25 protein-coding genes are annotated in these 21620 nt (G+C 43.7%); 16 read left to right on the forward strand and 9 right to left on the reverse strand.

Features of this window, described 5'->3' with window-relative positions:
- Positions 1-7: 7 nt before the first annotated feature.
- Positions 8-628, reverse strand: a complete 621-nt coding sequence (locus V7R35_RS12460; RefSeq protein WP_334015186.1) for a Maf family protein — start codon at positions 626-628, stop codon at positions 8-10.
- A gap of 153 nt (positions 629-781) precedes the next feature.
- Here V7R35_RS12460 and yceD point away from each other — a divergent pair, with 153 nt between their 5' ends.
- From yceD to V7R35_RS12530, 14 genes are all read left to right on the forward strand, one after another.
- Complete coding sequence (gene yceD / locus V7R35_RS12465) at positions 782-1315, forward strand: 23S rRNA accumulation protein YceD (RefSeq protein ID WP_334015187.1); 534 nt, start codon at positions 782-784, stop codon at positions 1313-1315.
- A gap of 3 nt (positions 1316-1318) precedes the next feature.
- The gene (gene rpmF / locus V7R35_RS12470; protein WP_012518206.1) at positions 1319-1489 is read left to right on the forward strand and encodes a 50S ribosomal protein L32; all 171 of its coding nucleotides are present in this window, start codon (positions 1319-1321) and stop codon (positions 1487-1489) included.
- 15 nt (positions 1490-1504) lie between these two features.
- On the forward strand, positions 1505-2530 hold the full coding sequence (gene plsX / locus V7R35_RS12475; RefSeq protein WP_334015188.1) for a phosphate acyltransferase PlsX: 1026 nt from the start codon (positions 1505-1507) through the stop codon (positions 2528-2530).
- Entirely contained in the window at positions 2527-3492 is a 966-nt protein-coding gene (locus V7R35_RS12480; RefSeq protein WP_334015189.1) for a beta-ketoacyl-ACP synthase III, read from the forward strand. The genes plsX and V7R35_RS12480 overlap by 4 nt, the downstream gene beginning before the upstream one ends.
- Before the next feature lie 62 nt (positions 3493-3554).
- A complete protein-coding gene (gene fabD / locus V7R35_RS12485) occupies positions 3555-4484 on the forward strand; it encodes an ACP S-malonyltransferase (protein ID WP_334015190.1) in 930 nt (309 codons plus the stop codon).
- Between the two features lie 9 nt (positions 4485-4493).
- Complete coding sequence (gene fabG, locus V7R35_RS12490; RefSeq protein ID WP_334015191.1) at positions 4494-5234, forward strand: 3-oxoacyl-ACP reductase FabG; 741 nt, start codon at positions 4494-4496, stop codon at positions 5232-5234.
- 199 nt (positions 5235-5433) lie between these two features.
- Entirely contained in the window at positions 5434-5673 is a 240-nt protein-coding gene (acpP, locus tag V7R35_RS12495) for an acyl carrier protein (protein WP_334015192.1), read from the forward strand.
- A gap of 79 nt (positions 5674-5752) precedes the next feature.
- Positions 5753-6991, forward strand: a complete 1239-nt coding sequence (gene fabF, locus V7R35_RS12500; protein ID WP_334015193.1) for a beta-ketoacyl-ACP synthase II — start codon at positions 5753-5755, stop codon at positions 6989-6991.
- A gap of 110 nt (positions 6992-7101) precedes the next feature.
- Positions 7102-8019, forward strand: a complete 918-nt coding sequence (pabC, locus tag V7R35_RS12505) for an aminodeoxychorismate lyase (protein ID WP_334015194.1) — start codon at positions 7102-7104, stop codon at positions 8017-8019.
- A complete protein-coding gene (gene mltG, locus V7R35_RS12510; protein WP_334015195.1) occupies positions 8019-9035 on the forward strand; it encodes an endolytic transglycosylase MltG in 1017 nt (338 codons plus the stop codon). The genes pabC and mltG overlap by 1 nt, the downstream gene beginning before the upstream one ends.
- A 75-nt stretch (positions 9036-9110) precedes the next feature.
- A complete protein-coding gene (gene tmk, locus V7R35_RS12515) occupies positions 9111-9749 on the forward strand; it encodes a dTMP kinase (protein ID WP_334015196.1) in 639 nt (212 codons plus the stop codon).
- Positions 9733-10632, forward strand: a complete 900-nt coding sequence (gene holB / locus V7R35_RS12520; RefSeq protein ID WP_334015197.1) for a DNA polymerase III subunit delta' — start codon at positions 9733-9735, stop codon at positions 10630-10632. The genes tmk and holB overlap by 17 nt, the downstream gene beginning before the upstream one ends.
- Positions 10633-10679: 47 nt before the next feature.
- Entirely contained in the window at positions 10680-11459 is a 780-nt protein-coding gene (locus V7R35_RS12525; RefSeq protein ID WP_334015198.1) for a TatD family hydrolase, read from the forward strand.
- 26 nt (positions 11460-11485) lie between these two features.
- On the forward strand, positions 11486-12043 hold the full coding sequence (locus tag V7R35_RS12530; RefSeq protein WP_334015199.1) for a pyridoxamine 5'-phosphate oxidase family protein: 558 nt from the start codon (positions 11486-11488) through the stop codon (positions 12041-12043).
- Positions 12044-12131: 88 nt separating this feature from the next.
- Here V7R35_RS12530 and V7R35_RS12535 read toward each other — a convergent pair whose 3' ends face one another.
- Positions 12132-12764, reverse strand: a complete 633-nt coding sequence (locus tag V7R35_RS12535; RefSeq protein ID WP_334015200.1) for an SDR family oxidoreductase — start codon at positions 12762-12764, stop codon at positions 12132-12134.
- 226 nt (positions 12765-12990) lie between these two features.
- Positions 12991-14814, reverse strand: a complete 1824-nt coding sequence (locus V7R35_RS12540; protein ID WP_334015201.1) for a M2 family metallopeptidase — start codon at positions 14812-14814, stop codon at positions 12991-12993.
- Between the two features lie 581 nt (positions 14815-15395).
- On the opposite strand from V7R35_RS12540, the gene V7R35_RS12545 reads away from it, so the two are divergent.
- Positions 15396-15755: a DUF4870 domain-containing protein gene (locus tag V7R35_RS12545; RefSeq protein ID WP_334015202.1), complete on the forward strand. Its 360-nt coding sequence runs from the start codon at positions 15396-15398 to the stop codon at positions 15753-15755.
- Positions 15756-15885: 130 nt separating this feature from the next.
- Here the strand turns inward: V7R35_RS12545 and V7R35_RS12550 are convergent, their stop codons facing one another.
- Together V7R35_RS12550 and V7R35_RS12555 are read right to left on the reverse strand one after the other, a co-directional pair.
- Positions 15886-16257, reverse strand: coding sequence for a YchJ family protein (locus tag V7R35_RS12550; RefSeq protein ID WP_438823472.1), 372 nt, complete (start codon positions 16255-16257; stop codon positions 15886-15888).
- 226 nt (positions 16258-16483) lie between these two features.
- Complete coding sequence (locus V7R35_RS12555) at positions 16484-16897, reverse strand: deoxyguanosinetriphosphate triphosphohydrolase (RefSeq protein ID WP_334015204.1); 414 nt, start codon at positions 16895-16897, stop codon at positions 16484-16486.
- Positions 16898-17181: 284 nt separating this feature from the next.
- Here V7R35_RS12555 and V7R35_RS12560 point away from each other — a divergent pair, with 284 nt between their 5' ends.
- Entirely contained in the window at positions 17182-17613 is a 432-nt protein-coding gene (locus V7R35_RS12560) for a YqaA family protein (RefSeq protein ID WP_334015205.1), read from the forward strand.
- Here the strand turns inward: V7R35_RS12560 and V7R35_RS12565 are convergent.
- The 4 genes from V7R35_RS12565 to yfbR form a co-directional block, all read right to left on the reverse strand.
- Positions 17610-18281 (reverse strand): sulfite oxidase heme-binding subunit YedZ, encoded by a 672-nt coding sequence (locus V7R35_RS12565; protein WP_334015206.1) that lies wholly within the window; start codon positions 18279-18281, stop codon positions 17610-17612. The two genes, V7R35_RS12560 and V7R35_RS12565, sit on opposite strands and share 4 nt — an antisense overlap.
- A gap of 108 nt (positions 18282-18389) precedes the next feature.
- Complete coding sequence (msrP, locus tag V7R35_RS12570; RefSeq protein ID WP_334015207.1) at positions 18390-19397, reverse strand: protein-methionine-sulfoxide reductase catalytic subunit MsrP; 1008 nt, start codon at positions 19395-19397, stop codon at positions 18390-18392.
- 261 nt (positions 19398-19658) lie between these two features.
- Positions 19659-21002: an anti-phage deoxyguanosine triphosphatase gene (locus tag V7R35_RS12575; RefSeq protein WP_334015208.1), complete on the reverse strand. Its 1344-nt coding sequence runs from the start codon at positions 21000-21002 to the stop codon at positions 19659-19661.
- 17 nt (positions 21003-21019) lie between these two features.
- On the reverse strand, positions 21020-21619 hold the full coding sequence (gene yfbR / locus V7R35_RS12580; RefSeq protein WP_334015209.1) for a 5'-deoxynucleotidase: 600 nt from the start codon (positions 21617-21619) through the stop codon (positions 21020-21022).
- Position 21620 lies beyond the last annotated feature (1 nt).

Genomic DNA, 21620 nt, shown 5'->3' on the forward strand with positions numbered 1-21620 from the left:
ATAGCAACTAGCTAGCGGCCAACATTAATAAATCAACATCGAAATGGGTCGATAAAAGGTCGTTAAGCAACATAATGGGTAACCCAATTAAACTATTTGGATCACGACTTTCAATTTTATCGAAAAGTAATACGCCCATTCCTTCGCTTTTAAAACTACCTGCGCAGTCTAACGGCTTCTCTTTTTTTACATAAGCCGTTAGTGCCTCATCGGTGTTGTGACGAAAGAATACGCGTGTTTCGTCAACTTGAGTAACTGTTTTTCCACTTGATGCTTGATGAAGGCAAAGTGCAGTGTAGAAGTTAACTTGCTTACCTCTGCAGGTCTTTAATTGATTTACTGCGTTTTCTTCAGAACCTGGTTTACCGAGTAAACGTGGGCCGTTTTCAGTTTCAACAAGTGCTACCTGATCGCTGCCAATAATAATACAGTTCTCTGCGGCGTCACCTAGCTCAAGTGCCACTTTTTCAGCTTTTTGCTGGGCAAGGCGCAAAGAAAGGGCGGTAGGCTGTTCATTGACCATGGGGGTTTCATCAATTTCTGGTGCGTGAGTCTCAACGTTTATGCCTATATTTGCTAACAGCATTTTTCGATATTGAGAAGAGGATGCAAGCACAAGAGTAGTCACGAGAACTCCTTATAGAAAATCAATATGTTGCAGGTTCTGCATTTATAGGGCAATGTTACATTATCACTACCTTTGACGAACAGTGTTTTATTCGCTGTTTAAACGCAATTTTGCTTTGACACAAAGGGGTTGACGCTATATCATGCGCGCCCTATGCAGAAAGTGAAACTCCCTCATTCGGTTGAACCGACTAAAAGTGCCATGAAACGTTCCGACTATCGGGGCGTGATTGCGTCTAAGGATATGGAACGATTGAGCGAGGCAGTTGTCCGATGCAGTGATTATGTGGACGCAGAAGTACAGTTCGAAAAAGACGCGCAGGGTCTTACTGTCTTTCACGGCCACTTAGCCACGCAGGTAACACTTATCTGTCAAAGGTGTAATGGTGAACTCGAATACCCCGTGGAAACGGAATTCTGTTTTACTCCAGTGCAGGGAGAAGAGCAGGAAAGCGACGACATCATTCCCGAGGCTTATGAACCGGTAGAGGTCAACGACCACGGAGAAGTTAATCTGCTTCAAATTTTTGAAGACGAGCTACTATTATCATTGCCAATTGTGCCCCTTCATGCAGAGTCGGAGTGTACAGTGAAGCAAGACGATATGTCGTTTGGAAAGATTGAACCGGAACAGGAGCGACAAAACCCTTTCGCGGTTTTGAAAGAACTTAAGCGAGACCAGGAGTAAGTTATGGCAGTACAACAAAATCGTAAAACGCGTTCTAAGCGCGGTATGCGTCGCTCACACGATGCATTGACAGGCGCGACTTTGTCTGTCGATTCAACGTCGGGCGAAACTCACCGTCGTCACCACGTGACCGCTGACGGTTATTACAAAGGCAAGAAAGTAATCGGCGCTTAATTCGGCGACTACATTTTGTCTATACTAACCATCGCGTTAGATATCATGGGGGGCGATCATGGTCCCCCTGTTATCCTTTCTGCAGCCATCAAAGCTATCCAACTTCATCCCGATGTGAATTTCACACTCTGTGGCGATGAACAAATTATCAATGCTGGAATTCAATGCCTTACTGAAACAGAGCGCAGCCGCGTTACTGTTAACCATTGCTCTCAAGTAGTGGAAATGGGAGAGGCACCCACCTCAGCACTAAGACACAAAAAAGATTCGTCCATGCGCCGGGTTATCGAACTTGTTGAAAGTGGCGATGCCAATGCATGTGTAAGCGCAGGGAATACCGGTGCGCTGCTAACGCTGTCTTTCTATTTATTGAAAACCCTTTCAGGTATTGATAGACCAGCGCTGATTAATATGATGCCTACAACAGGCCATCATAATGTCTTCCTGCTCGACCTTGGTGCGAATGTTAACTGTACGCCAGAGATATTGTTTCAATATGGCGTGATGGGTTCGGTACTAGCACAAGAAGTTGCGGGTATTGCATCGCCACGAGTAGCACTGCTTAACGTTGGTGAAGAAGACATAAAAGGAAATGCGCAGGTAAAATCTGCCGACCAGCTATTTAAAGACGCGCCAGGTATTAATTACATTGGATATGTTGAAGGTGATGATATTTTCACCGACCATGCTGATGTGGTTGTTACTGATGGCTTCACTGGAAATGTGGCGCTTAAGTCTAGTGAAGGTTTAGCAAAACTCGTGATAAACGAGGTAAAACGCCAGTCACAAAAAAATTTCTACACGCGATTACTCGCGAAAATTGCTTTCCCATTACTGAAATCTATCTATAACAGCGTGAACCCCGACCAGTATAACGGTGCGAGTCTGATAGGATTGCGCGGCATTGTTATCAAGAGTCATGGAAATGCACAAAAAGACGCCTTTTATTACGCCATCGTGCAAGCAATGAAAGAAGCGAAAATGCATTTACCGGAAAAGATAAAAACAAAGATAGAAACGGTATTGTTGGAGCAGCTTTGAGCAAATATTCACGCTTTATAGGAACAGGTAGCTATTATCCCAGTGAAGTACGTACAAACGCCGATTTAGAAGTAATGGTAGATACCAGTGATGAGTGGATCACTGATCGTACGGGGATAAAAGAACGACGCATTATTGGAGCAGACGAAACCGCTGCTACCATGGGTGCAGAAGCCAGTAAAAAAGCCATCGAGATGGCTGGCATCGACCCGAAATCTATCGACATGATTGTGTGCGCAACCACGAGTGGTCGCTATGCGCTTCCCAGCACAGCATGCGAAATTCAGCGTATTTTAGATATAGACGGCATTCCTGCATTTGATGTTGCAGCGGCATGTGCCGGTTATTGTTATGCGCTAAGCGTGGCCGACCAATACATTAAGTCTGGCATGGCCAAGCGTATTCTTGTTGTTGGAACCGATTGCTTAAGTCGCTTGGTTAACCCTGAAGATCGCACCATGGTCATTTTATTCGGTGACGGCGCGGGCGCTACCATCATAGAAGCCAGTGACGAGCCTGGAATTTTATCCACGCATATCAATGCATCAGGGTCGCACGGCGACTTGTTATACGTAGGTAATCCAACCCGAGGTGATGAACAGTCAGTACACGAAAACTGGGGCGTAATGCGTGGCAACGAAGTGTTCAAAGTGGCTGTTACTAAGCTGTCGGAAGTGGTTGAAGAAACCTTGGCCGCTAACGGAATGCAAAAATCTGATCTTGACTGGTTAGTACCACACCAAGCAAACTTTAGAATTATTAAAGCTACCGCGAAAAAGCTTAATATGTCATTAGATCAAGTAGTAATGACACTAGAGCAGTATGGCAATACGTCTGCCGCGACCGTGCCAACTGCGTTAGATACGGCTATTCGCGACGGCAGAATACAACGCGGACAGCATTTATTACTAGAAGCCTTTGGCGGTGGATTTGCGTGGGCATCAGCACTGGTGCGCTACTAATACAATTTTACCTACTGGTTCTTTTGTTTCTAGAAAACAATTAAAAATAATAAGGAATCTACATGACGAAGACAGCCTGTGTATTTCCAGGGCAGGGCTCACAAAGTGTGGGCATGCTAAAAGAGCTGGCAGAAAGCTCTCCTGTTATAGAAGCGACGTTCAAAGAAGCGTCTGACGCATTGGGCTATGACCTTTGGGAACTCGTTCAAAACGATGCTGAGGGTAAGATTAATGAAACGCATATCACGCAACCTGCATTACTTGCGGCAAGTGTGGCCATTTGGCGCGTTATTCGTGAAAACGGTATTGAAGTAAGTTATTTGGCAGGTCATAGCTTGGGTGAATACTCTGCTTTGGTATGTGGTGGCGCAATGGACTTTGCCGACGCGATTAAGTTGGTTGAAGCACGCGGAAAATACATGCAAGAAGCTGTTCCAGCCGGAGCAGGTGCCATGTACGCCATTATTGGCCTAGACGATGCTGCCATAGCAGATATATGCCAACAAACAGCCATTGCGACTGGCGACGTGGTTGCCCCAGTAAACTTCAATTCACCTGGACAAGTGGTAATTGCAGGTGAAAAACATGCTGCAGAGCAAGCTGCCAATGCATGTAAAGAGGCTGGTGCTAAGCGAGCATTACCGCTAGCGGTAAGTGTTCCGTCGCACTGTGAACTAATGCGCCCTGCTGCAGACAAGCTAGAAGAAGCGCTATCTTCTTTAAATGTTCACGAACCTGCAATCAACATCGTTAATAATGTCGATGTGACCATTGAGACACAAGGCGACGCAATTAAGAATGCGTTAGTAAGACAACTTTATTGTCCAGTTCAATGGACTCGCACTGTTGAGTACTTGGCGGCAGCTGGGGTTGAGCGTGTTGTTGAAATAGGTCCTGGCAAAGTATTAACGGGGCTAAATAAACGTATTAATAAGGGCCTAGAGTCTCTTGCAGTTAATACACCTGAGGGTGTGGAAGCATTAAAACAATAAGGAAACGCAATGAGTCAATTAGACGGTAAGATTGCGCTAGTGACAGGCGCGAGTCGCGGTATCGGTAAGGCTATCGCGACGCAGCTTGCACAGCAAGGTGCGACAGTTGTTGGTACCGCAACAAGTGAAAATGGCGCAGACGCAATTAGCAGCTATCTTAGCGAATTCGGTGGAAAAGGCTTAGCACTAAACGTTACTGACAAAGAAAGCGTTGACAACGCGGTTAAAGCTATCACTGATGAGTTTGGTGCTATTGATATCTTGGTGAATAATGCCGGTATCACCCGCGATAATTTGCTAATGCGTATGAAAGATGACGAATGGCAAAGTATTATCGACACAAACCTAACATCAATTTTTACCCTTTCAAAAGCGGTACTTCGTGGAATGATGAAGAAGCGCTTTGGCCGTATCGTAAATATTGGTTCAGTAGTAGGAAGCGCAGGTAACGCTGGTCAGGCTAATTACGCTGCTGCAAAAGCAGGCGTTATTGGTTTTTCTAAATCTATGGCTCGTGAAGTAGCATCACGCGGCATTACCATTAACGTTGTTGCACCAGGTTTTATCGATACTGACATGACAAAAGCACTGTCAGACGACCAACGCGAAGCCATTTTCAAAGATATTCCGGCTAACCGTTTGGGTGAACCTGATGAAATTGCGGCCACTGTTGCCTTTTTAGTGAGCAGTGGTGCTGCCTATATTACAGGCGAAACTATCCATGTAAATGGTGGAATGTATATGGGGTAAATTCGCAAAAATTGCGAATTTTCCTTAGTTTGGGGTGGTATTTACCCGAACTTGGATGTAAAAATAGTATTTTACGAATTTGGAACGTCGCTGGTTTGACCAGAAAATTTGTTTAAACTGGAGCTTGCAAGGGCTCACCTTGCAAAATAAACTAGCGGCAACTTTATTATCTAGTGACGTTTAAGGGAAACCTAGAATTATGAGTAACATTGAAGATCGCGTTAAGAAAATTATCATTGAACAACTTGGCGTGAAAGAAGAAGAAGTAAAAGCAGAAGCTTCATTCGTTGACGATTTAGGCGCTGATTCACTTGACACAGTTGAGCTAGTAATGGCTTTGGAAGAAGAATTCGATACTGAAATTCCTGACGAAGAAGCAGAAAAAATTACTACAGTTCAATCTGCAATTGACTACATCAACGCTAACAAAGACGCATAAGTCTTAATTAGCGACAAAACGGCTCTACTACAGAGCCGTTTTTGTTTCTCCTACCTTAGTTCCAAAGCGAGGACTTTTTGTGACAAAACGTCGCGTAGTGGTTACTGGTCTTGGAATGCTTTCACCATTGGGTCTTAATAGCGAAGACACATGGCGCAAATTGCTCGCAGGCGAGAGCGGCATTGGTGAAATCACTCACTTCGATTGCAGTAACTATTCAACCCGTTTCGCAGGTCAGATTAACGACTTTGACCCGCAGGAATACATCGAAAAGAAAGAAACCAAGAAGATGGATCGCTTTATCCAGTTGGGTATTGCCGCTGGTAAACAAGCGCTGGCCGATTCTGGTTTAACCGTTACCCCGGAAAACGCACACCGCGTTGGACTGGCTATAGGTTCGGGTATTGGTGGTTTAGAACAGATTGAACAAAATCACACCAAACTGATGAACAGTGGCCCAAAAAGGGTTTCTCCTTTCTTCGTACCATCTACCATTACCAATATGATTTCAGGCTTTCTTTCTATCATGGAAGGTTTGAAAGGCCCTAACTTAAATGTAGTAACAGCGTGTACAACTGGCGTTCACAATATTGGTATTGCTGCGCGTACCATCGCTTATGGCGATGCAGACGCCATGCTAGCTGGCGGTGCAGAGGCATCAATTACTCCTTTAGGTATTGCAGGCTTTGCCGCTGCGCGTGCGTTGTCATCAAGAAATGATGATCCGCAGGCAGCAAGCCGTCCATGGGACAAAGACCGTGATGGTTTTGTTATGGGCGAGGGCGCTGGCGTGGTAATGCTAGAAGAGTATGAAGCTGCAAAAGCACGTGGTGCTACCATTTATGCTGAGCTTGTTGGTTTTGGCATGAGTGGCGACGCGTACCATATGACTTCACCACCAGAAGATGGCGAAGGTGCGGCGGCGTCTATGCAAAATGCTATTAATGACGCGCAGCTAAATGCCACTGATATTGGTTATGTAAACGCCCATGGCACTTCTACTCCAGCAGGTGATGTAGCTGAAGTTGCTGCGGTAAAACGCGTATTTAACGAGCACGCTTACAAGCTACTCGTTAGCTCTACTAAGTCGATGACAGGTCACCTTTTAGGTGCTGCAGGTTCTGTTGAAGCAATATTTACCATTTTGGCGTTACGAGACAAAATGGCACCGCCAACAATTAACTTAGACGAGCCAGGCGAAGGCTGCGACTTGGACTTTGTTGCAAACAAAGCTAAGCCGTTTAGCGAAGAATACGCGCTTTGTAATTCGTTTGGTTTTGGTGGCACTAACGGGTCGCTTATATTCAAGCGTCTGTAAAAAGCCATTAAATTGATTAGAAAGGCAGCGAATTCGCTGCCTTTCTTGTTTGCATCGTGCAACTTGGTATACTCAAAATCATTGTGATTAGTATGGTTTTTTATTAGGTAGTGAAAATAGTCAGCAGCGACGCGCCCATTTTGCAAAGTGACAGAGCATATAATTATGGTGATGGCGTTTTTACTACAATTCGAGTTTTAAACCATACTCCCGAGCTTTTGCCTTGGCATCTTTCAAGGCTGTCTTACGACACTTCTGCACTAGATATCCACATAGACATAGAGCGCTTGCAAAGCGCAATAATTGCTTTTATTGCCGAACAGCGCGAAAAGGTAAGACCAAACGTCGATGACCTGACAAACGATGTTCATGAAAATGATGCTGATAAAAATAAACATCAAGATAACGGTCAATACGTGTTAAAAGTGCATATTTCAGGTGGCGAAGCGGGTAGAGGCTATGCCCGTGATCAATCCCAGCCTTCTCTAGTACGCTTATCGGTGCATGCCTACCCGAAACATTATGACGCTATGCGGCAGCGTGGTATCAACGCTATTAGTGCAAATACAGCGTTAGCAATTCAGCCTGTCCTTGCGGGTATTAAACACATGAACCGGCTTGAACAAGTGCTGATCAAGCGAGAAGTTGAAGAAGCAGGCGCCGACGACGCTATTGTTTGTGATACCAACGAAAACCTTATTGAGGCCAGCGCGGGTAACCTTTTCTTTTTTGCAAATGGGGCGTGGTACACACCGTCTTTGAAGGGAAGTGGTGTAAACGGTGTAGTAAGGCAATGCTTGGTACAGGGCTTGTTAAATGACAATGTAACGTTGAATGTAGGCGAATATTCACTTGAGCAGCTGAAAGCTGCTCAGGCTGTGGTTATTACCAACGCATTAATGGGTATTATGCCCGTTAGTTCGGTGACATTTCACGATAGCATTACCGTGAAATATGCTATTGAGCACGCCGAGATAGAATATTTACATAAACTGTTAAATGCGAATAAACAGGCAAGGACGCTTTAATGAAACGAATTCTATTTCTAATTTTAGGCTTTGTCTTTACCAGTGCATTCGGTACAGCATGTGCCGTTATTTATTTGTCTAAAATAGTAAACGCTCCGCTGTCGATACAATCTGAGTCTTTGTTTGTTATTGAGCAAGGCAGTAATGCCTATCGCACGGTAAAGCAATTGCGCAACCAAGCCTATTCAGACATACCACCAATGGTTGCAAAAGTGTGGCTTAAGTTTTTTGCCACCGACACATCGGTAAAGTCAGGCACCTACGCACTTGCGCCAGGAGATTCTTTAGTCGATGTGTTTACACGTTTTACCAAAGGCGAAGAACACTTGTTCAGTGTTAGTTTAGTAGAGGGGCTTACACTCAAGCAGTGGTTAGAAACGTTAAAAGCACACAGTAACATCCAGTTTGATATAGATAACAAGACACTACGTCAAACCACAATTACCAACGCTGATTGGTGTTGCCAAGCGATTAAGCACAATGAAGGTTTGTATTTAGCTGATACGTATTTCTTCACCAACAATACGAAAGCCAGCGCTGTATTGGCTCGAGCGCATGAAGCGCTTATCGCTTTCGTTGATGAGCAGTGGCAGCAACGTGCCTTAGATTTACCAATAAACACGCCTTACGAAGCGCTTATTCTGGCCAGTATTATTGAAAAAGAAACCGCTGTACCTGAAGAGAGAAATCGCATAGCTGGGGTATTTGTAAACAGGCTTAATAGCAATATGAGACTACAAACCGACCCTACGGTAATCTACGGTATTGGCGATAATTTCGATGGTAATATCACCCGTAAACACCTACGCACGCCAACGCCCTACAATACCTATGTTATAAAAGGTCTTCCGCCCACGCCTATTGCTATGGCGGGTAAAGCGGCGATAAAGGCTGCTTTACAACCGCTGGAAACAGATGAGGTGTATTTCGTTGCCAAAGGCGACGGCAGCCACCAATTTTCGACAACACTGGAAGCACACAACGCAGCTGTGAGAAAATACCAGCTAAAACGCTAGCGAAGACCACGATAATATTGTGGCAAAACCGTGTTATCGCGAACTATTACGTATTATTGAGAACAAAGAATTATTATGCGCGGAAAATTTATTGTAGTTGAAGGTCTTGAAGGCGCAGGCAAAAGTTCTGTTATCGGCCTAATTAAAGAGACACTACAAGCAGCAGGAAAGCAGGTAGAGCAAACCAGAGAGCCTGGTGGTACACCTATGGCAGAAGCCATTCGCGATTGTGTTAAACACGATTGGAACGAAAATGTGGCAGAAGAAACCGAATTACTTCTTATGTATGCGGCCCGTGTTCAACTGCTTACCAACCGTATTTTACCTGCGCTTGATAATGGTGCTTGGGTTGTAGGCGATAGACATGACTTGTCGTCTCAAGCCTACCAAGGTGGTGGCAGGGGAGTAAGTGCCCAAACAATGCGTGCCATAAGCGATATTGCCTTAAATGGGTTCAAACCCGATTTAACGATTTACCTTGATGTTGAACCCGCGGTGGGGCTAGAGCGAGCGCGCGGCCGCGGTGAGTTAGACCGTATAGAGCAGGCTGGTTTGGCATTTTTTGAGAGAACCCGCGAGCGATATTTAGAACTTGCAGGCCAAGACGACAGCATAAAAGTAGTAAGTGCAATGCAAGATATGCAAAGCGTACACAAAGCGGTTTTAGATGAGATTACGTTGTATTTAAGCAGCCAAAATGAGGCAACTGCGTAATATGTTGCCTTGGTTTTCTAATATATACACGGGGCTTATGCAGCGATACCTAGACGCAAAGCTTCATCATGGCTTGTTATTAAGCGGTCCGCGTGGAATAGGAAAATACCAATTGGCGCAGTCGCTCAGTTTCACTTTACTTTGCAAACAGCCAAGTGTTAATGGACCGTGTGAAGCTTGCCAAAGTTGTCACTTGCGCCAGGCAGGAAATCACCCTGATTTTCATATTTTAGAAAGCGAGAAGCAGCTAGGCGTTGATAAAATACGTGAGGGCATAGCGAAACTTTCCGGTACGGCACAAATGAGCGGGAATAAAGTACTGTTGATCCCCGACGCTCATACCATGACTGAAGCGGCGGCAAACGCGTTACTCAAAACCTTGGAAGAGCCTACAGACAATACGTATTTAGTGCTTATTACCGACAGTATGAATAAGCTTATGCCCACCATTCTGAGCCGCTGTGAAAAGCACATTCTGGCGTTACCGTCTACACAGGAAAGTGTGAACTACTTGGCTTCAAAGGGCGTAGAAGATGCCAGTGAAGCTTTATTAAAGGCTTATGGTGGTGCGCCTTTGAGAGTTGAGGAAGCATTGAAAGGTGGTGATGACTTCAGTTACCGAGATTTCAGCGACGGTTTCCAAGCGTTGTTGGCCGGCTCGCCAGATTTTCAGGCACAAACGTTAGCCAATAAGTGGCAGGATAGCGCTATTCAAGTTGCACAATGGTGCCAACAAATTGCGCAACAAGATTATATTCAAAAACAACAACCCAGCGACTTTACGCGTTATTCAGCGTGTTTAGAGGCGGTAAAAACGCTTCAACACCCAGGTGTTAACAAGTCTATGGTGTTGTTTGGGTTGTTAAAACAATTCCAACGCTAGTGTTTTATTTTAACTAACTAGCATCAAGTTATTAGTAAAGGTACATTTTGTTCGTAGATTCTCATTGTCATTTAGACCGCTTAAAGCAGGGCCCAGAGGCGCTTGCAGAAACATTAGATTTTGCCCGTACACGAGGCGTTGAACACTTTCTATGTGTTTGTGTTTCAGTAAACGATTACGACAGTATGCTGGAAACCGTTAAACACTTCCCTGATGTGTCTGTGTCGTGTGGTGTTCATCCTCTTCATCAAGACGATGCATGTTCATATGAAGAGCTGTTAGAGAAAGCACAGCAAGACGAAGTGGTTGCAATAGGTGAAACCGGATTAGACTATTTTTACAGCCCAGAGAGCAAGGCTGTTCAGCTGACGTCGTTTGTTGACCATATTAAAGTGGCAAATGAAACAAATAAGCCGTTAATAATACACACGCGTGATGCACGTGACGACACCATAAACTTACTAAAAGAGCATAAAGCACCGCATACCAAAGGTGTGCTTCATTGTTTTACCGAGTCACTAGAAATGGCACAAGCCGCTATCGAAATGGACTTCTACATTTCAATATCAGGTATTGTGACTTTTAATTCAGCGGATGAACTGCGCGACGTGGTGAAAGCTATTCCTCTTGAGCGTTTGCTTATTGAAACTGATTCACCTTGGCTTGCACCAGTGCCGCATAGGGGCAAACAGAATCAACCCGGTTATGTTGTGGAAGTAGCAGAATTTATTGCTGAGCTAAAAGGTGTATCGGTAAAAGAGCTTGCTCAAATAACCACTAAGAACTTTTACGACTTGTTCTCGCTTGCTAAAAAGCAAGCGGCATAGAAGCAACATACTGAAGGGGACGCGCTATGCCGCAGTGGAGACAAGGACTGACTAAAAGTTTACATCAAACGCGCAGCATGCCTGAAAGCCGCTATGTGCAGTTAGCTAGTGTGGATGAAAGCGGGTTTCCCCATTGCCGTACCGTGGTTTTTCGGGGTTTGACAGACAATAACGAGCTTGTCGTGATATCCGATACACGTTCTGAGAAATATCAACAACTATTAAAACGCCCTCAAGCACAGGTGTGTTGGTACTTTTCGAAAACGCGAGAGCAGTATCGTTTCACCTGCAATGCCACCGTGTTAACGGCGCAACAAGACGAAGCGCTTGTTCGCGAACAGTGGAACAAATTGTCTGACGCAGGAAAAAAACAGTTCTTTTGGGGAGAGCCTGGAACACCAAGACATGATTCCGCAGCGCTTCAAGTTGAAGGCGATTTTAAACATGCGCCGGAACACTTCTGCGTGATCTTACTTGCTATAGAAACCGTCGATTACTTGTATTTGCGCGGTAACCCTCAAAATAGAGAATGGCATGAGAAAAATAGCGAAGGTAATTGGGTGTGTCAGGCACTCATTCCCTAATGCTCACGCCACTAAAAACAGTTGCATAGCTAAAAGAAAGCCCCTGAAGAGGGGCTTTCTTTTTTCTTAGTAAGTGAAACGAGCAACGTTAGAACGCATTTGATATTGGTGTAGCGCCTTTAAATAAGTGTGTCACAATGTTTTCACTACCAGCATGATTAACACTTTCTACAATGGCCGTTGCCACGTCTTCACGAGGTATAACCGCATCACTTCTATTAGTTGGCATTTCAGTGCTGACTAAGTGAGTACCCGGTTCGTTTAAAAGTGTGCCGGGGCGTAGAATGATATGGTGTAAACCACTATTAATGAGGTGCTCGTCTGCCATATGCTTAGCAACAAGATAAGGCTTGATAGGTGAGTCAATAGCATCTGGATCATCAGCGCCAATAGAGCTAACCATTACAAACTTTGGCACCTTTGCTTCTTTAGCATAATTAATTGCATTTCGCGCAGCCCATAGGTCTATCATAATGGTTTTGTCAGCGCCCGTGTTGCCGCCAGAACCTGCAGTAAAGACAACCACATCGATATTGTCAAAGTGCGATGAAAAGTCTTCTTCTAAGTCTTGTTCTATCACGGTGAGATTTGCATCATTGATATCACTAAGTTTATCTGGTGATCTTACAGGTGCTTTTACATGGTGACCTGCCTCTAGCAGTTTACCTGTAGCCTGTTTACCAATTTGACCTGATGCGCCAATGACAAGTACGTTTGCCATAATTATATCCTCCTTGTATTTGTATGTACCCATTGTTATGGCGCACAAGCTAATTCGATCAAACTTTGCGATGAAATGTCGATTGTCTCGCTCGATGACATAAATCTGCAACGCCGCTAACAAATACGAAAAAACTAGGGATACAAAATAAAAAAACCTCGCCAGAGCGAGGTTTTTAAACTTATCTTTGTTTTAGCTATTGTAGCAGTTTACCAGCCTCAGCCAACTACCAGCCACATTGACGTGTAGCATTTTGTTCGTCTAACCAAGATTTAAGCGGAGCAAAGTAAGCTGCAATTGTGCTTGCATCCATTTCAGGTGAACCTGTAAGCGTTTCTAGTGCATTTTGCCATGGCTGGCTCATGCCCATTTCAAGCATGTCGTTCAGCGCTTTACCCGCTTCTTCACTACCATATATAGAGCAGCGGTTAAGCGGGCCCTCATCACCAGCAATATCACAAAGTGCTTTGTGGAATTGGAATTGAAGAATATGCGCAAGGAAGTAACGCGTATACGGTACATTCGCAGGAACGTGGTATTTTGCACCTGGGTCGAAAGCATCAGCATCGCGTGTTACTGGCGCCATTACACCTTGATACTTTTCTCGTAGTTCCCACCATAAATCATTGTACTGTTCTGGCGATACTTCACCTGCAAGTACTTTCCAGCGCCACTGGTCAACCATTAGACCAAATGGAATAAAGGCAATTTTATCAAGCGCTACCTGCATCAACATACCGATATCGTTTGATGCGTCTGGTATCTCGTCAATCAAGCCAATTTGCTTCAAATATTTTGGCGTAATTGAAAGGGCAATTGTGTCGCCAATGGCTTCGTGGAAACCGTCATTCGCTGAGCCTCTGTACAGCAGTGGTTGGTCTTTGTATGCGCGTTGATAGTAGTTGTGACCAAGTTCGTGGTGAATAACGTTAAACTCTTCGCCAGTTTTTTGGATACACATTTTGATGCGAAGGTCGTCCTTGTCATCTAGGTCCCACGCTGATGCATGACACTGTACGTCTCTACCTTCCGGTTTTTGAAACATTGAGCGTTCCCAAAATGTTTCAGGTAGTTCTTCAAAACCTAGAGAAGAGAAAAATGATTCCGCCTGTTTAACCATAGCAACTTCATCGTAGCCCTGTGCATTCAATGCAGCTGTCACATCTGGTACTTTCATTTCTTGCTGAGGCTTCACAATGTCGTAAACATTACCCCAAGTTTGCGCCCACATATTGCCTAGCAAGTGCGCAGGAATTGGCTTATCTTGTGGAACTACATCTTCGCCATAGTGCTCACCAAGCTTTGCGCGTACATGACAGTGTAGTGACTCGTAAAAAGGCTCTACTTGAGACCATAAACGATCAAGCTCTTTAGGGAATTCTTCCGCAGGCATGTCGTATTTACCGCGCCAAAGTTCGCTCACATTAGCAAACCCAAGCTCAGCAGCGCCTTCGTTGGCAAGTGACACTTGCTCTGCATATAGAGGCGCCATTGGTTTAGACACCTCTCGCCAACCTTTCCAATATTCTAGAAGCAAATCTGCATCACGCACTGTGGCCATTTCGCCACTCATCTCTACTAAGCTTTTGCAGGTGCCGTCTTCTCGACAATACTCACCCGAGCCATACATTGCGCTTAAATCTGAACCTATTTTTGCTAAACGCTCGGCTTTAGCTGCGTCTGCTGGCGGTGGCATAGTTAAGCCATTTTTTAATAGATCCAATTGACGACGTGTATCTGCATCTACTTCAACGTCATTAAATTTAGCCGCTTCTTTCGACAGTTTGGCTACTTTGGTTGATAGCACTTCATTAAAGTAGGCGCTTACGGCTGCAGTGTCGTAATTTATGTTTGTAGCATAGCTCCAAGCAGCATGAGCGGCAGGAACCTGCATTTTTTCAATATCGCGCTGTGCGTTGTCTAAGAATGCTTCAGCATCTGCTGCGGTAAGTGTTGGTGCAGTAACTGGCGCTTCTTTGGCGGTTTCGTTACAACCCAAAAGTGAAACGCTTACAAGAGCAGCAAGTAGCGTGCGTTTGTGCTTAATCATTGTTTGTCCTTCGTTATTCTGGTTTTACTGCGATGTATACACAGAGACATGTCAGATTCATTGTGAGACGGTATTGGACATTTGTAAACAAAATCACGTGCTGTTACTGCTAAATGGCGTAAAGCTGAACAAGCAATGAAGAAATGATAAACAAAGTGTTACAAACTAAGAGGGCAAGAAGGTAGAAACAATGGGTTGGTTATTGAATTATTGCGCTCATATAAATATCAACTAAGCGCTTTGTTATTGCACTTTTACAATGTTGGGCTTTAGCAACGCGTCACACCAATAATTTTCGAAAAGGATATTTTAATGAAAACCTTCCTTCGGTGTCTCTTAGCATTAGTTTTTCTAGCTATAGCTATTGCCTGTTACAGCAGAGGCTTTGCATCTGGTGCTTTCGTATTTGTGCTTTTGGGTATTGTTTTTGAAGCGGCATTTTGGCTGCGTTTATTCCCAATTAAACGAAGAAGTGAGAGCGCTAAATAATGCATGTTTATATTTAAAGTGGTACAAAATAGTTTGGATAAAACAACTGCCACAAGTAATGTGCATTTTGCACTTATAAAGGATTAACAAAAATGGAAAACAACATGTATTGGGGAATGAACGAGCGTACATACTGTACAGTTATTCACTTAAGCCAACTTGCTAGCATCATTGCTCCTGGTTTGGGGCTTATACTACCTATAGTGATGTGGGTGGTGAATAAAGACCAAAGTGAACGTATAAATCAGCACGGGCGCGTAACAGCAAATTGGATATTAAGCCTTGTTGTTTATTCAATTATTTGCACAGTGCTGGCGTTTGTACTTATTGGCTTTATCGGCTTTGCCATTTTAGGTTTGCTTAACTTGATATTCGCAATTGTAGCGGCAATGAAAGCTAATAACGATGAATTATGGGTTTATCCACTTAGTATCACGTTTTTCAAGTCTTAGACTGCCCGCGCTACACCCATAAACATTAGCAGCTTGCTAACCAGACGTGTTAATACCGTCATTATTTAGCCGCCCTTTATTCAGGCGGCTAAATGAGTTTTCTTCAATATTTAGTAAGTGTGTTTAGTCTCTAACGTGCTTTGGTCGCGCAACACTGTTTGAATTTCTTAGTGCTGCCACATACACAGGGTAGATTACGCCCGTATTTCACTTTTCCGCAGTCATCAAATAATTCGCCATCATGGTAACGCCATGCGCCGTCTTCTTTTATAAAACGAGAAGACTCATGAAGTTGATACATTGCTTTGTTTTCAAAATAGTAAGCAGTAAATTCAACTGTATCTTCTGAGGGTGTTGCATTTATTTGAAGCGCAAACCATGTTGCGCCATCGGCACTGCTTTTTAATGCGTCAGTGCTTAACGACTGCTGTTTGTCTTTCGAATAGGTTTTTAACACATAATCAAAGTTTTCTGTCGCGTAAGCAGAAAACCGTGAACGCATAAGTTGTTCGGCAGAAGAGGGGAGAGACTTACCAGTTAAATATGGCTCACAACATTTCTCGTACGGGAGAGGTGAGCAACAATAACAGCGCATACTTTATACCATTAGGTTTAGATAAACTGCCTAATAGTATAAAGCGGTATGTGGTGCTACCCAACTGTTTTCAAAATGTCTCAAACCTATGAATACAGATATAAGTAAAGCTATAAAATGTTGAATGGTTTTCTTACCAAGGCCCAACAGCAACATCTTGCTGTTGTTCGCCTGCATCAACGCGAACGTTAACTAAACTTACTGAGTAAAGCTCACATAGCTTTCTAATCATTTCGCTGTCTGTTGGCTGTAAATCAAGATCGATATTCTCAACATATAACGTTTTACACTGACCACCGGTAATAAGTTTACTGATCCACTGAGGCACTTTCTCTTTTTCAGGTTTCTGTATGCGGATTGCATGGTTTACATCCTTCGAGAACGACACTGAGTTTGCTAACAAATAATTCCAACCTCTTCCTTCTTGGCTTTTGCCGTTTCGGCCTTGGCTATCTCTAGGGAATCCTTCAAAAGGAAGAGGAAGCTGTACAACATTTGAAACCGAAGTGCGTAGTGCATTAAATCGAGAAACTGATGATGTGTTCATGGCAATACTCTTTATACAGGTTTTTTTATTAACTGTTTAAATATACAGTGTGTATGTGTATACAGTATTACTGGATGGTAGTTTTTGCAAGTACTTCGTTGCGTTTTTTTTAAACACATCAAGGTTGTTTTGGTAACTTATTAATATATTTGCGTTTTTATTTTGTACTTAGCTGTCTTTAGATATTCAAACATCTTAAAATTAACTGCGTTTGTTCTATTACTGACATACGTGCACAGTATGGGTATGTGAGAAAGTAGCTATTAATGATGAGAGAGTGCTAATTGATTAGTTTTGTAACGCTCGGGTATGTGGGCATGTTCTTAGCTGCTTTTTTAGCAGCAACCATTTTGCCGTTTAGTTCTGAAATTGTTTTAGTCACATTATTAAGCAATGGTCTAACGCCATTTCTTCTTCTTACATCTGCATCAATAGGTAATGTGCTTGGCGCGCTTTTAAATTATTTATTGGGTTTTCGTTACGGAAAGCATCTTGCGTCAAAATGGTTAAGAATAAGCGATACATCGTTCAGCAAAGCTGAGCATTATTTTGCGCGATGGGGTAAGTGGAGCCTACTGCTTTGTTGGGTACCTGTTATTGGCGATCCAATAACGTTGGTTGCTGGCGTTTTACGCTCTAACTTCTGGTTTTTTCTTTTATGCGTGGCCGTTGGAAAAACAGCGCGTTATGCCGCGCTGGTTTATTTTCTTTCTTAAACTACGGCTGCTTCCTTCTTTCGCTCTCTTTCTTTCGCTCTTTCTTTATGATGCTTTCGCTTTTTTATATATGCCGTTAAACGAGGCCACATAACCAGTAAACCCAAAAGCCAATACCAAATAGGCTCTTGCCAAAAGGTTTTTTGAGACCAGCTGAAGTGCAGAAGCGTGAGAGGAAGAATAAGGTAAATGGTATTGTGCAGCTTTTGCCATTGCTTTCCCATTTTTCGCTGTATGCGCTTAAATGACGTTAGCGTTAATGCTAGTAAAAGCAGCAGTGCAAACATACCTACAATAATATACGGGCGACTTACCAGCTCGCTTGCTATAAGCGACATGTCTAATTGAAGTTCAAACAATAAATAAGTGCTCAAATGTGCAAAGGCATACACGAAGGCGTAAATGCCAATGAGTCGCCTAAACTGAATGGGCTCTGGACTTGGTAACCATTTTGCTAAAGGGCTAAGCGTTAGTGTGGCTAATAAAAAATAGATTGCCCATATTCCCGTTTCATTTATTAATGTGTCTACGGGGTCGGGGCCAAGATTGTCGGTTATGCCGGCAAAGAAAAGCCAAACAATATAGCCTAAGGCAAAAAAATGAACGGCAGCTTTTGTGCTTCGTCTCTGCCATACTGACATTCTAAAAGGTTTTTTGAAAACAGGCATACTGCTCCTGAAAATTGCATTAACGCCAACTAATTTCTCCATAACGTTAATGCAATTAAGTTAGACAGATTCTATAGCTTAGTTATTTAAACAACGTTTGTTACGAGGCTAATAGAATCGAGACAAATCCATTCCTTCATACAGGCTAGCTACCTCGCTATAGCCGTTGAACATTTGTGTATCGATGCGATTACGTGCAAGAAGACCACCCGTAGTTATTCGACGTTCACTTGCTTGGCTCCATCTAGGGTGGTCAACGTTTGGATTTACATTGGCGTAAAAACCATATTCATTTGCTGCAAGCTTTCTCCATGTTGTTGGCGGCTCTTTGTCTGTAAGACGAATGCGAACAACAGATTTAATACTCTTAAAACCGTATTTCCAAGGTACTACAAGACGTATTGGTGCGCCGTTCTGTGGAGGTAGTGTTTTACCATACAAGCCAACAGACATTAACGTAAGCGGATGCATTGCTTCGTCAATGCGAAGCCCTTCAATATAGGGGTAGTCAATACCGCCACCCATAAATCGGCTGCGTTGCCCTGGCATTTGTTCTGGATCGTATAAGGTTTCAAAAGCCACATATTTTGCTGACATAAGCGGGTCTGCTTGCTTTATAAGTGCTGCAAGCTCAAAACCAACCCAAGGTACAACCATTGACCAGGCTTCTACGCAGCGAAGTCGATAGATGCGCTCTTCAAGTGGAAAACGTGAAAGTAGGGCATCGTGATCGATAACGAAGGGCTTTTTTACCAATCCATCCACTTTCAGCTGCCAAGGCTTGGTTTGAAAGTTGGACGCGTTTTTAGCTGGCGCATCTTTAGACGTGCCAAACTCATAAAAGTTGTTGTAAGTAGTAACCTTGCTTTCAGGTGTTCGCGTTTCGTTTATCTGATATTCAGGTGGCGTTGAGAACGATAGAGGTTGACCAGAAAACGCGGCTTTTTCTTTTTCATCTTCCCAAAACCAGCCAGCAGCATTCGCTGACTTGGCAAGCAACGTTGAAGCCCCAACAAACCCTATAGACTTAAGTAACTTGCGTCTATTCATGTACACGTTTTCATCAGTTACGTGGCTTTCATTCAGATTTACCGAGGGTTTATAGGGCTTGGGCATGTTTTACCTTCCTTACTTCTCATCACTTGCGAACCTGTTGCAGGCCGTTGCGAGGTGCATTCATTTATAGCGTTTAAGCTAATTACGAAAATAACGGCATATTGGGTCGATGCTAATGTTGCTTCTATGAGTAATAAGACCTTGTAAAAACGTTTTTACTTTCAATTAAATCAGTGTTTTTGACTTACAGCACAAGAAAGTGTGGCGGAGTCAGAGTAAAAGGGCGTCGTTGACTAGTCTAGAAAGGTAAACCGCCTGCTTTTACATATGAAAGCCGTCTTGAATACCACCTTGTTTAGGTGAAAAGATACTTGCATACAGTCGTGTTGCGAACTCGTCGGTCATACCTGAGATGTAGTCGGCGAGTACGCGCATGCCGTTTCCAGCATCTTGTTCATTACGCCAGCGAACTTGCGTGTTCTCTGGCAGCAATCGAGCGGGGTCAGAGGCGAACGCTTCAAACAGTTCCATAACCACTAACTGGCCCTTGTATTCAAGCAGTTGTACGTCTGGACGACGAATGACTTTTCTAAACACAAATCGCTTGAACAGCTCAAGAGCTTCTGCAAAGTGGTGTGGCATGGTGGCATTAAACGCAAGCAATGGATGCTCGAAGCCATCTACGCCTTGAATTTCAATTGCGGTTATAAAACTGTTCACCAACGCGCCTATTGCGTTTTTTCTTTCGTGATGTTGTGAACTAAAAAGTTTGTTGGTAAGTGCTTCAATATTTTTCGAGAGCCATGGTACATCAAGGGCCTTAATTGGAAGCGTTACATCGTCTACAAAATGATGCTTGTGAACCATGTCCATCACAATAGCATCTTCTAGGTCGTGAATGCCGTAGGCGATGTCGTCAGACAATTCCATTATTGAGCAATCGAACGATTTAAACTGGGTTTTACTGTGTCCGTTTTGCTTTGTATTAAACTGCATAAATCGCTGTTTATCATTGTGGCTAAACGGCGCTAGCATCCAATCAAACAAGGGTTCATCACAACGAAAAATACCCTTCGGAGGATGCCATTCATCAGCTTTGACTTGTCGCAGTGAAGCAGGGCGCGCTGGCATTGCCATATTGCCGTGTAATGTGTCTAAAAAATTAGGGTATTTCACAAGCCCTAGCACACTTCGACGACATAAATTCATGCCGTGCTCTGCTGTGTAGGGCTCTAATTTCGAGATAATACGAAACGTTTGTCCGTTACCTTCAAAGCCTCCATGGCTGTGCATCATATAATGCAGTGCAATTTCACCACCATGTCCAAAGGGAGGGTGACCAATGTCGTGGGCTAAGCAAAGTGTTTCAATAAGCGTTGCATCTAAGGCGAGCGTTTCAGCTACATCCGGAAACTTACCACAAAGTTGTGCGGTTATACCTGTACCTATTTGAGCTGCTTCCAACGAGTGAGTTAGCCGGGTTCTATAAAAATCACTCAGCCCTACACCAAGCACCTGTGTTTTTGCCTGTAGCCGGCGAAAGGCTGCACTGTGCAAAACCCTTGCTTTGTCACGTTGATATGGGTTGCGGTGATCGCCATCGCGATTTTCACTGCGTGGTAAACGTCTTTCCTGTAGAGCTTGTTCCCATTTTGATGCAGTCACAATTCAGTCCTTCGCTTTTACATCTCATCAAGGGTTATTTCATCTAAGCTTAGCGAGAAGCTTGGTACGTAGCGCGTTAAGAAATAATCTACCTCGTCAGAATGGTAGTCTTTAAGAATTTTATCTAAACGCTTTTTAGCAAGCTTAAACTCCTGATTACCAGCTGCTAGTTCTTCAAGGGTTTTTAAGTAAGCACATAGCACATCAGCGGCTTTCACTATGAACGCTTCTTCTTCACTGTGGTAGTGGTGATCGATTAACGCGGCGTAGTCTTCGCGAAACGCTTCTGGCGCCATTTCAATAAGCTTGTTTTCCGCTATTTTTTCTATCTTTTTGTATTCTTCTTTAATGGCTGGGTTAAAGTACTTAACCGGTGTTGGCAAATCGCCCGTTAATACTTCTGATACATCATGAAACATGGCCATAGTGGCAATATGGTCGGGGTTTAACGTGCCGTTAAAGAATTTGTTTTTAATCAAGGCGAGAGCGTGGGCTACCATCGCTACTTGAAGGCTATGCTCTTGCACGTTCTCTGTGCGCACATTGTGCATCAGTGGCCAACGGTTAATAAGCTTCAGTCGTGCTAAGTGCGCAAAAAAATGGCTTCTATCAGACACA

The organism is Alteromonas sp. S167, assembly GCF_036864375.1.
Lineage (GTDB): Bacteria > Pseudomonadota > Gammaproteobacteria > Enterobacterales > Alteromonadaceae > Alteromonas.